This is a genomic window from Rufibacter sediminis (assembly GCF_014269285.1).
Lineage (GTDB): Bacteria > Bacteroidota > Bacteroidia > Cytophagales > Hymenobacteraceae > Nibribacter > Nibribacter sediminis.
On record NZ_JACOAF010000006.1, the window covers coordinates 43946 to 55333 of the forward strand.

11 protein-coding genes are annotated in these 11388 nt (G+C 53.4%); 8 read left to right on the forward strand and 3 right to left on the reverse strand.

Going from position 1 to position 11388, the window contains the following annotated elements:
- The first annotated feature begins 218 nt into the window (after positions 1-218).
- From rlmD to H7U12_RS02720, 3 genes are all read left to right on the forward strand, one after another.
- A complete protein-coding gene (rlmD, locus tag H7U12_RS02710; RefSeq protein ID WP_255897496.1) occupies positions 219-1637 on the forward strand; it encodes a 23S rRNA (uracil(1939)-C(5))-methyltransferase RlmD in 1419 nt (472 codons plus the stop codon).
- 115 nt (positions 1638-1752) lie between these two features.
- Positions 1753-2121, forward strand: coding sequence for a hypothetical protein (locus tag H7U12_RS02715; protein WP_186632507.1), 369 nt, complete (start codon positions 1753-1755; stop codon positions 2119-2121).
- Between the two features lie 9 nt (positions 2122-2130).
- Positions 2131-2460 (forward strand): low molecular weight protein tyrosine phosphatase family protein, encoded by a 330-nt coding sequence (locus H7U12_RS02720; RefSeq protein WP_186632510.1) that lies wholly within the window; start codon positions 2131-2133, stop codon positions 2458-2460.
- A gap of 123 nt (positions 2461-2583) precedes the next feature.
- Here the strand turns inward: H7U12_RS02720 and thiL are convergent, their stop codons facing one another.
- Positions 2584-3612 carry a thiamine-phosphate kinase gene (gene thiL / locus H7U12_RS02725; protein ID WP_186632513.1) on the reverse strand — a complete coding sequence of 343 codons (1029 nt, stop codon included), beginning with the start codon at positions 3610-3612 and terminating at the stop codon, positions 2584-2586.
- Between the two features lie 203 nt (positions 3613-3815).
- On the opposite strand from thiL, the gene H7U12_RS02730 reads away from it, so the two are divergent.
- Together H7U12_RS02730 and H7U12_RS02735 are read left to right on the forward strand one after the other, a co-directional pair.
- Positions 3816-4397 carry a TetR/AcrR family transcriptional regulator gene (locus tag H7U12_RS02730; RefSeq protein WP_186632516.1) on the forward strand — a complete coding sequence of 194 codons (582 nt, stop codon included), beginning with the start codon at positions 3816-3818 and terminating at the stop codon, positions 4395-4397.
- A gap of 229 nt (positions 4398-4626) precedes the next feature.
- Positions 4627-5262: a hypothetical protein gene (locus H7U12_RS02735; protein WP_186632519.1), complete on the forward strand. Its 636-nt coding sequence runs from the start codon at positions 4627-4629 to the stop codon at positions 5260-5262.
- A gap of 193 nt (positions 5263-5455) precedes the next feature.
- Here H7U12_RS02735 and H7U12_RS02740 read toward each other — a convergent pair whose 3' ends face one another.
- Together H7U12_RS02740 and H7U12_RS02745 are read right to left on the reverse strand one after the other, a co-directional pair.
- Positions 5456-7189 (reverse strand): M3 family oligoendopeptidase, encoded by a 1734-nt coding sequence (locus tag H7U12_RS02740; protein ID WP_186632522.1) that lies wholly within the window; start codon positions 7187-7189, stop codon positions 5456-5458.
- An 18-nt stretch (positions 7190-7207) separates the two neighbouring features.
- The gene (locus tag H7U12_RS02745; protein ID WP_186632525.1) at positions 7208-8290 is read right to left on the reverse strand and encodes a ferredoxin--NADP reductase; all 1083 of its coding nucleotides are present in this window, start codon (positions 8288-8290) and stop codon (positions 7208-7210) included.
- A gap of 175 nt (positions 8291-8465) precedes the next feature.
- On the opposite strand from H7U12_RS02745, the gene H7U12_RS02750 reads away from it, so the two are divergent.
- The 3 genes from H7U12_RS02750 to H7U12_RS02760 all read left to right on the forward strand — a co-directional run bounded on the left by H7U12_RS02750 (position 8466) and on the right by H7U12_RS02760 (position 11266).
- Entirely contained in the window at positions 8466-9164 is a 699-nt protein-coding gene (locus tag H7U12_RS02750; RefSeq protein ID WP_186632528.1) for a peptidoglycan DD-metalloendopeptidase family protein, read from the forward strand.
- A gap of 87 nt (positions 9165-9251) precedes the next feature.
- A complete protein-coding gene (locus H7U12_RS02755) occupies positions 9252-10439 on the forward strand; it encodes a hypothetical protein (RefSeq protein WP_186632531.1) in 1188 nt (395 codons plus the stop codon).
- A gap of 38 nt (positions 10440-10477) precedes the next feature.
- Entirely contained in the window at positions 10478-11266 is a 789-nt protein-coding gene (locus H7U12_RS02760) for a mechanosensitive ion channel family protein (protein ID WP_186632534.1), read from the forward strand.
- Positions 11267-11388: the final 122 nt, after the last annotated feature.

Here is an 11388-nt window from a genome sequence, read left to right on the forward strand (position 1 = left end):
CTGCGCAGGCAGATCCCAAGGCCTGATTCCCGAAAATCGCCTCAAAAACAGAAAACCTAAGGAGCTAAAATCGCTACCCGAGATTCATAGGCGCTTTCCCGAACGCAACGGCTTTTTCCGCTTCTCCATTTTGGGCCTGTTTTCCTGAAAACGCCCGCAAAACGCATTTCCTCAGAAAAAGCCCTGATGCAGCGTTTTATTCTTAATTTTGCGGTATTGTGAGAAAATTCAAGAAAAAGAAACATAAATACGAGGTGATCCCGCAGCTGCGGGTGGAGGAGATGGCCGCCGAAGGCAAGTGCATTTCCCGCCATGACAACCTGGTGGTATTCATCTCAGACGTAGCCCCCGGCGATGTGGTGGACGTGCGCGTGACCAAAAAACGGAAGAATTACCTGGAGGCGGTGCCCGTGCACTTCCATGCGTATTCAGAGATGCGCACCCAGCCGTTCTGCGAGCACTTTGGCGTGTGCGGCGGCTGCAAATGGCAGCACATCCCGTATGACACGCAACTGTTCTTCAAGCAGAAACAGGTCAACGACAACATTGAGCGCATTGGCAAGATCACGGGCCATGAGATGCTGCCTATCCTACCCTCTGACAGGGTGAGTTTCTACCGGAACAAACTGGAGTTCACGTTCTCAGACAACGCCTGGCTGACCAAGGAGCAGATTGACAGCGGCGAGGAACTAGAGCGCCGGGCCCTGGGCTTCCACATCCCGCTCCGGTTCGATAAGATTGTAGACCTGCGGCACTGCTACCTGCAACCCGCGCCGTCCAACGAGATCAGGCTGGCGGTGAAGGAATACGCGCTGGAACACAACCTGCCGTTCTTCGATCTGGTGAAGCAGGAAGGCTTTCTGCGCAACCTCATCATCCGGACCGCCAACACGGGTGATTTGATGGTGATTGTGCAGGTGTTCCAGGACCGGATGGACTGGCTGCAGCCGCTGTTGGATTACTTGCTGCAGCAATTTCCGCAGATTACCTCGCTCCAGTACGTGGTCAACAGCAAAGGCAACGAGACCTTCCATGATCTGGAGGTGGTGTGCTACCACGGCGAGCCGTACATCCATGAGCAGATGGAAGGGCTTCGGTTCAGAGTGGGGCCCAAATCTTTTTACCAGACCAACTCTGAGCAGGCCTACAACCTCTACAAACTGACGCGGGAGTTCGCCCTGCTCAACGGCACCGAGACCGTGTATGACCTCTATACCGGGGCGGGCACCATCGCCAACTTCGTGGCCCGTTCTGCCGCGCAGGTGGTAGGCATTGAGTACGTGGCCAGCGCCATTGAAGACGCCAAGATCAACTCGCAGATCAACGACGTCACCAACACGCACTTCTACGCCGGCGACATGAAAGACGTGCTCACCGACGAACTCTTCGCCCGGCACGGCCGCCCCGACGTGATCATCACTGATCCGCCCCGCGCCGGCATGCACCCAGACGTGATCAAGAAGCTGCTGGAGGTGAAAGCCAATCGCATAGTGTACGTGAGCTGCAACCCTTCTACCCAGGCGCGCGACCTGGAGATGCTCGCTGAGTTATATGATGTGGTGAAGATTCAGCCAGTTGACATGTTCCCGCAGACTTACCACGTAGAAAGCGTGGCCCTGCTCACGTTGCGGAGCTAAACATCAAACCTGAAAACCCTTTGCGTTTAGGGGCCGTTTTTCTGAAAACAGCCCCTAAACGCATCTCTTTATGAAGATAATACGTGCTACCTGATACGCGTTACATGATACTATTATGCAGAACGATCCAGAACTGAACGGTAAATACCTGGGCACCATCACCAAAGATTTTGTGCAGGTGTCTGACACGTTGAAAGAAGCCTCTTACCTCATCCGGAAACGGGAGATCTCCCAATACCCTATTTTCGTGTTCTCGCGGGAAGTGACCAAGATTGGCGGACTCATCATCGCCGCCGAGGAACGCGACCTGGAGTGGAACATCAACGCCTCTTACCTAGAGGATTTCGTGGGCCGCCAACTGGTGCTGGAAGACAAAATTGAGGATTTCCAGCAAGCCTACCGCGATGCCGATGAATACTGCTGCCTCTTTGTGATTGACCGCGATTTCATGAATTTCGTGTTCGTGCCCTACCCTGAGGATTAAGTTGTCGGCATGAACGTCCTCTTCGTTTGCAGCCGAAACCAATGGCGCAGCCCCACCGCTGAGAAGATCTTTCAGGCAAATCCAGACCACCACTTCCGGTCGGCGGGCACGGCCGACAGCGCCCGCACCAAGGTTTCAGGCAAACTGCTGGACTGGGCCGATCTCATCTTCGTGATGGAGAAAAAGCACAAACAGGTACTGATTTCCAGATTCGGGGCCGTGGCCAGAGACAAAGAAATTATAGTGCTGGACATCCCGGATGATTACCTGTTCATGGATGCGGAGCTGGTGGAGATGCTGGAAACGGCGGTGACTCCGTTTTTGGAAACAGCCTCCTAAGAAGGTGTTTTCCATTCTTCGCCTGGCAACGCTTTAAGCTTCCTTTTCTAAAAACCAACTTAAAAACAGCATCGCCCGGTAGATAACCTACCGGGCGATGCTGTTTTTAAGAAATAGTAACGCTTATCCGAAGTGGTTCCAGCCTTGCGCCTTGATGGGGAAAGCGTTTCCGCTGGGGGTGATCAGCCGTACGCCTTCGCCGGCATCGGTCACGTTGCCGATGATGGTGATGTCTGGGTGGTTTCTGATTTTGTCGTAATCGGCCATTTTCACGGTGAAGAGCAGTTCGTAGTCTTCGCCGCCGTTCAGGATGCAGGTCACCGGGTCCAGCTTGAATTCCTCGGCGGTTTCCAGCGTCTGCTGATCGGCGGGGAGTTTGTCCTGGTAAATGGCCGCTCCTACTCTACTTTGCGAGCAGATGTGCAGCAGTTCTGAACCCAATCCGTCAGAGATATCAATCATGGATGTGGGATGTACGCCCAGCTCCTTCAGCTCGTGGATCACGTCCATGCGCGCCTCGGGCCGCAACTGCCGCCCGATCACGTAGTCTTTGCCTTCCAGCTCGGGCTGGGTCTCAGGATCAGCCAGGAACGCTTGTTTTTCGCGCTCCAGCAACTGCAAGCCCAGGTAAGCACCGCCCAGGTCGCCGGTCACGCAGATGAGGTCGTTCAGTTGGGCGGTGCTGCGCAGCACGGCTTTCCCTTTCTCCACTTCGCCCAATGCCGTTACACTGATCACCAATCCGCCTCTTGAGGCCGTGGTATCGCCGCCCACCAGGTCTACTTTGTAGTTCTCGCAGGCCAGGCGCATGCCGGCGTAGAGTTCCTCAATGGCTTCCACGGTGTAGCGCGCGCCAATGGCCAGACTCACCACAATCTGGGTAGGTACGGCGTTCATGGCGGCAATGTCTGAGACGTTCACGGCCACTGCTTTGTAGCCCAGGTGCTTGAGCGGGCAAAAAGTGAGGTCAAAATGCACGTTCTCCACCAGCATATCGGTGGAGACCACAATCTGCTTCTGACCCGGCTCCAGCACGGCGGCATCGTCGCCAATGCCCAGTACGGTGGAAGTCTGGTGGATTTCAATGTTTTCCTGCAATCGGCGGATCAACCCGAACTCGCCCAAGGTATCTAAAGAGGTATATTCTGACATATTGCGGCTTCTTTGCGTAGTTTTTCCCCTAAAGCGATAGGAGATATCTGTTTTCGTCTTATTTTTAGAAAAACTTGCTTAAACTGCAAAGATAAGCTTTTCCCCCGCACCTTTCATTGCATTGTATACCCGGGCGTCGGCGGGCAAACAAAATTTGCTAACGGGCGTTCGCATTAGTAGCTTTGACAGTAAACAGTACCTCTATGTCCAGCACCCAATTGTCGCGTAAAGAACAAATAGACCAAGTTGCCACGTCGCTTTTCAAGTCCAGAGGCTTTGCCGCCACCACCATGCGCGACCTCGCGCTGGAACTGGGCATTGAAGCCGGCAGCCTGTACTCGCACATCAAATCAAAGGAAGACATTCTGCAGCGCGTCTGTTTTAAAATGGCCGATGAATTCAACGCGGCTTTTGACGAGGTAAAGAACAAGGACGTACCTGCGGGCGAGAAACTTCGGCTGGCCGTGGCCGCGCACGTGCGCGTATTAACCAAGAATCCTCCGGCGGCGGGCGTGTTCCTGAACGAGTGGCGCCACCTGAGCGAACCGTCCCTGACCAAGTTCCATGACATGCGCTACAGCTACGAAGAAAGCCTGCGGGCCATTGTGCGCGAAGGCATCGCCAGCGGCGAGTTCAAGGTGAACGACGAGAAATTTGTGGTATTGACGCTCCTCTCCAGCCTGAACTGGCTGCACATGTGGTACAAGCCCGAAGGCAAAATGAGCCCCGACGAGATTGCCGAGTTCCTATCCAATTTACTACTCAACGGTCTCAAGAACTTCTAATCTGACCTGTTTTCGCTGTCCCGGATAATTTCACCCACGCTCCGGCGTTCCCTGGGGAAGGCGGCCGTTTCTGCCGCTTTCCTTGCCCGCATTACGCCAGCCTCGCGCTGATTTGGTCATGATGCAACGGGAAAGGGTACTCCTACGTTTGCAGGGTGTCTGATCTAAGTTGTAGGCTCCTTAAAAGGAACATCACCGGCTTGGGTCTTTTCCCCTTACAGAAGAAAACATGAAAAAAAATATCTTCTTTGGATTAACCCTGGCCGTCCTGGTCAGTTTAGCCGGCTGCTCCAAAGAGTCAGGCAGGTCTGGCCCGCTGGCCCGCCCCATCTCCGATGAGCAGCTAAAGCAGGAACTCACCGTGCTGTCAGATACCCTGAACGGCCGTTGGCGCGTGATGATGTGGAGCGACAGCCTGAAAACACAGCAGATGGAGGAAATGCTGGCCGCTATTCCGCCCGGGGCCATGGAAGCCCAGAAGCGTGCTGATTTACAGCAGGCTCTCCGCCGGCTGCGCAACTTACGCTATGACCGCAACAGCGTGCGCGACTCTGACCGGATAGATGCCTATGACGCCGCCCAAGACTCCGTCTGGAATGCCCTCCGGGCTTTCCTGCCGGAAAGCGGCCCCACCGGCGTTGCCCGGGTAGACTCCCTGAATGAATCCATCAGCGCCCACCAGACCGAGACAGTTTTTTACCGTGGCAGCTATGACCAGACCGCCAAAGAACTGAATACGCTGCTGCGCCGCTACAAGAAACAAGTGCCTAAACTGGGGAAACCGTTTGACACCCTGCAACCCGCCCCTCTGTTCCAGTGGGTAGACAAGAACGCCAAACCCACAGACGAAGACGTAGAGCAATAGAATCCGTTTTGGGCTTACTTTTACAAATCAAGGCCTAAAACAGCATAGTTCTTTTGGGTCCTGAGTAAACCTTCACCCGAGTTACAAAACAGCCCCAAAGCAGGAAAGCCTCAGATGAACTCTGAGGCTTTCCTGCTTTGGGGCTGTTTTCAAGAAACCAGGCCTAGAATACAACTGGGTCCGGTTTGCTCTTTTAACCTAGTTGCTCTAATTCGTCTTTCACAAAATCTACCAGCGATTGGATGTAGTCACTGGAGAAATCAAATCTGATGCCGGCGGCGGCGTAGATCTCCCCGATAGTGGCGGTGTAGCCCAGGCTCAAGGCGTTTTTATAACCTTCCAGCGCAGCTTTCGGCTCAGACTTGTAGCGTTTCCAGACGGCTACGGCACCTAGTTGCGCCATGGCGTACTCCACGTAGTAGAAAGGAACCTCGTACAGGTGCAGCTGCTTTTGCCAGATGAACGGCTTCACGTGCTCCAGCCCGCTCCAGTCTACTTCCTGCAGGTTGAACTCCTCAAAGATCCGCACCCAGTTCTGGTGACGCTCTTCTACGGTGTGGTTAGGATTTTCGTAGACCCAGTGCTGGAACTTGTCAATGGTAGCTACCCACGGGAAGGTCTCCAGAACGCCCTCCAGATGCTGGCGCTTGGCACGTACCAGATCCTCCTGGTTCGGGAAGAAGATATCCCAGTGGTCAATGGTCAGCAGTTCCATAGACATGGAGGCCAGCTCGGCTACCTCAGACGGTGGATGTTTGGCCGCGTTCAACGGCAGGTCACGGGTCAGGAACGAATGGACCGCGTGGCCGCCTTCGTGCAGCAACGTCACCACATCGCGGAGCGAGGAAGTCGCATTCATGAAGATGAACGGCACGCCAATCTCGTCCAGCGGATAATTGTAGCCTCCCGGAGCCTTGCCTTTTCTGGATTCCAGGTCCAGATGGCCCATCTCGCGCATGGTCACCAGGCAATCGCCTAAGAAAGAATCCAGCCGGTAGAAACAGTCAATGGTTTTGGTCAGCAGCTCGTCACCGGTCTGGAACGGCTCCAGCGGCGGCAGCATGCTCGGGTCCACGTCCATGTCCCAGGGGCGCAGCGTGTCCAGTCCCAGTTGCACTTTGTGCTCCTGGTCTATCTGGCGAGTAACGGGCACCACTTTCTCCTTGATGGCCTGGTGAAACGAAAAGGTGTCTTCAGGACCATAGTCAAACCGGCCGAGGGCGGCGAACATGTAGTCCCGGAAGTTCTCAAACCCGGTGTTCAGGGCCACTTGGTGGCGCAGCTGCACCAGCTCGGTGTAGAGTTCATCCAGCTTTTCTTTGTCTTCCAGGCGGCGGTTCTGAATAGCCAAATAGGCTTCCTCGCGCACCGCGCGGTCGGTTTGTTTCAGCCGGTCGGCGGCGCGTTGCAGCGTCATTTCCTCGCCGTCCAGGGTCACCATCATGGCCCCGGCAATGGCGCCGTACTGCTGCTGCTTCGTGCTGATTTCGGTCTGCAACGGAATGTTCTCCTCCCGGAACAGCTCAATGGCCCGCCGAACGCCCCGTAGGTAAATGCGGTATTTCTGCTCATCCAGCCCGTCAATGTACGGCGACTCCACCAACTTGCGGTTGAAGGCATCGTCATACGGCGAGGCTTGGGGCTCAATCTCGGTCACGAAGAACTGAAACGCCTGGGTGAGGGCCTCGTCCTGGGTATCGCAGGTCATCTTGATGTAGCGCCACGCCAGGTTCTCAGAGAGCACGCTCTCCAGTTCACTGCGGTCCGCGATCCATTTCTCCAGGTCGGCCAGCGAGTGGAGCTCGCGGGTTTTCAGTTCCTCGAAATAAGACTCCAACGATGCCCAATCTCCCACCTCAAAATCATGGGGCAGATACTGGCGGGTTTTGCGCTCCGGTAACGCGAGCGTTTTGGGGGTGTTTTCCATAAAACAGGTTAAAAGCGCTTAGCCAATCTCAATCACCACGTCGGCGGTGAGCGGATGGCCTACGCAATTCAAAACGTAGCCTTGGGCGATTTCCGCGTCTGACAAGCCTTCGCGCTCATCTAAATGCACGCGGCCGCTCACGCACTTGCCCATGCAGGCAGTACAAAGCCCGGCCTGGCAGGAATACGGTAAATCGATATCGGCTTTCAGGCCGGCTTCCAGGATGGTCTCGGTGGGTTTCACCTCCACCTGGTACTCCTGGCCTTCATAGATGATAGTAACGTTGCGGGTGATGATTTCGTCTGTCTCCGGAGCGGCGCTCACATCGGCACCGTGCGTTTCTGGTCCGGTGGGGGCGGTGAAGCTTTCCTTGTAGATCTGGCCCGCCGGCACGCTCTTAAAGTTAAGGGCCTCGCGCACCTCGTTCATCATGCCCTCAGGGCCGCACATGTAGTAGCTTTCCTGCTGATAGCCGGGCAACCGGAGGTCATCCAGCAGGCGCAATACCATGCTGCGGTCCAGCAGACCAATGTGGTCTTGCTTCTCGGTGGCATCTACCAGGGCCTCGTTGAACACATGCACCACTTTCAGATGATCTGGGTGCTGCTGCTCCAGTTGCAGGAGCTGTTCTTTGAAGATGACCGAGTCCACGTTGCGGTTTCCGTAGATGAGGGTGATGCGACTCTGCGGCTCGTACTTCAGGGTGCTTCTCAGCATGGACATGAGGGGCGTGATGCCGCTGCCGCCGCCAAACAGGAAGATGTGGCGCTTCTGAGCCGGTTCTGGCTTCAAATTGAAGTTCCCGATGGGGGCCATCACTTCAATGGTCTGCCCCACCTGGGCATTCTCGGCCAGGAAATTGGAGACGAGTCCGCCTTCTACCCGTTTCACCGTCACCGAGAAATACGGGTCCTCGGGGATGCTGCACAACGAGTACGAACGGCGCACTTTCTGTCCGTTTACCGGCAGAATGAGCGTCAGGAACTGGCCCGGAAGGTAAGGGATACTTTGTTTATCTGGATGTTCTAAATGAAGGGTGATGGCATCTGACGTCTCTTGCGTGATGTCCGCCACTTTCATGTTGAAATAAGCGTTGCTCATAGTTTCTATACGAAAAACGTAGGTGTTTCGGGTTGACTAACTTTTAATATGGAGGGAAAGTTACAACATTTCATTTTCCCGCCCTGAACTTCGTCTAAAAAAAGCGGCCGGACGTTTGTTTTTCAACTATCTTTCCCGATCAATTCTCCACCAGATTCCGTTTTAGCGGCTTTTTATGGAAAACTCCTCCAAACTGATCACGCTCCTGGCGGCCCACGCGGCCTCCTTCGCCCCCATTCTGGATTATGACCTGAACGGGGACCAAGTGACCCGCCTCGATTTCACGGCTCAAAACGATGCCCTGCGCCACACCGAGTTACGTGACACCGCCGCTTTTGAAACGTTTGTTTTGGAGATGCTACGCCAGAAAAATGCCCAGGTGGGAGTAGGCGGCTATTTTGAAAACCGGGTTATTTACCGCCGCAGCGAGCACTTTGCCGGCCCCCAGGAGTCCAGATCCATTCACCTGGGCGTGGACATCTGGGCACCGGCCGGTATTCCTATCTATGCCCCGGTTGCCGGCTCCGTGCACAGCTTTCAGGACAATGCCAACTTTGGAGATTACGGCCCTACCATCCTGCTGCAGCATGAACTGGAGGGCATTCCGTTCTACACCTTGTACGGGCACCTGAGCCGCACCTCGTTAGACGGCTTATCTGTTGGGAAACCCTTCGCCGCCGGACAGCAGGTAGCCACCATGGGCCCTTACCCCGAGAACGGCGACTGGCCCCCGCACCTGCACTTCCAGCTCATGACCGATCTTTTAGGAAAATCCGGTGATTTCCCCGGTGTCTGTGCCCCCTCTGAAGAAGCCTTCTACCGCCAGATCTGCCTGGATCCTAACCTGATTCTACAGTCGAGGCATTTGTGGTAGCTTTAAGAGTTTGGCAGTAGAATAGGAACAGTTAGCAGCAGTCAGAATCCAACTAAGACAAACCTCTGTTCAAAGTAAAGACACACCATGGGCACGAAAACAAAGCCTATTCTTTTATTTCTAGCCATTTCATTGGTGATTCTGTTGCGTGTAGCGGTGGAGGAAAATGGATTCACAACACCAGATTCTTTCCATTACATGGAGGCTGCCAAATCTATTATAGAAGACGGCGATCTCCGATACTCGCTGCCAGGTGACCAGGAACGATACTTTTCACTTTGGCCTGCTGGTTACCCCTTCTCAATTGCAATTGTTTCTGGACTTACCTCTTTGCCTTCCCTGTGGAGTTCTAAGTTGGTCAACCTGCTTTGGTTGTCTGTCGCTTTTTGGTTCTTTTACCGAAATCATCCTCAAAACGCGGTATGGTTGGGATTGGCATTCTGCACTAATTCACTCCTGGATATCTTCTCATACACCTGGTCAGAAGCAGGATTTACAGTGGCGCTCCTGTGGTGCAGTATTGCGCTGCATCGTTGTATCATGAATACGGAAGCCAAAACTTTATTCAAAACCATAACCTTAGTAGCGGCAGGCTTGTCTATGTTTTTATACCGTTACGTAGGTGGTTTTATAATAGGAGTTGTAGGAGCTGCCTCCATTTTAATGCTTCTTAAGAAAAAGCATAGAAAGGCGATACAATTGATAGTTGCCGCGGCAAGTATGGCTTTGGGAATGAGCCTATATTTCTGGTTTATCTATTCCCAGACAGGACATTACTCCGGCGCAACCCGATTAAACCCGGATGAATCCTTCTCTTATTTACTCATAAACCTTGGGCAAGCTCAGCTAAATGAATTTCTTCTGATTAGAAAAATACCTTTTCCGGTCATTGATCCTGTTGCTGTAGCTTTTTTTTTGCTTCAAGTACTACTAATGCTGTACGCTTTTTATCAAGCTCGCAAAGTTCAAGACTGGCAAACGCAACTTCAACCTCATACCTCTGATTCACTTCCTCTCACGATTGCTTTAGTTGGAATGGCGTATTGGCTACTTGTTGTGGGACTCAGGATCTTCATAATGAAATTTGATACCTTTGATTTCAGGATCTTGTCTCCAGCAAGTGCTTTGTGTCTGATTGCACTTCATGCGTACTTAGCGGCAGAGCACAGGGCTCCCTTGTTGCAGAGGATTCAAAAACCAATTACGGCGCTCTACTTGTTGGCTTTAGCGCATGGCCTCTACAAAAAGCAATTGCTGCTCCTGCTCAATGGCTAAGACTTCTAAAACTTATTTTTACTCCTCACCCTCCCACCATGTTTAACGCCGAACGCCTCTTCATAAGAATCCAAGATTTCGCCCTGTTATATGGCATCAAATTGCTGGTAGCAATTTTCATCCTTATAGTCGGCCTTTGGTTTATCCGACGCATCACGGAATACACCTTTCAGGTGATGACCCGCAAGAACGTGGACCCGTCTTTGCGACCGTTTTTGAAAAACATCCTCAAAATCGTGTTACTGGTCATGCTCATTCTGGTGGTGATTGCGCAGGTGGGCCTGGAGGTGACGTCGTTTATCGCGCTTTTGGGATCGGCGGGGCTGGCGGTAGGGCTGGCGTTACAGGGTAGTCTTTCCAACTTCGCGGGAGGAGTGCTGATTCTGGCCATCAAACCGTTTAGGGTAGGAGACTTTATTGAGGCGCAGGGGCAGAAAGGCACCGTGGCCCTGATCAATATCTTTAATACGGTGATCACTACGGAGGACAACAAAACCATTTATCTTCCCAACGGACCGCTTGCCTCGGCAGTAGTCGTGAATTACGACGTGGAGAACAACCGGCGGCTGGACATTGGGTACACCGTGGACTCAGCGGTGCCGCTTTCCAAGATTAGGGAGGTGATCCAACGCGTGATTTCCACCGATGACCGGATTCTCAACGAGCCGGAACCTAGCGTAGGCGTGGAGAAACTGGCGGCCCAATCCATGACCATCTCCGTGAAGGTGTGGGTCCAAAGGGGCAATTACCGCTTTCAGCAGGTGTCTGAGGCCTTGAACGAGAAAGTAAAAGAGGCTTTTGAGCAAGAACAGATTACGTTGAAATAAAGACCGCTCCTTTCTGAGCTTCCTATTCAGATAAAAGAAGCTTCCGGTTCCTAATTCCTTAACCAGAAACGAAGGGGTGCTGTTTTGAGGGGCTTTTACCAAAAAAGCCCCTCAAAACAGCA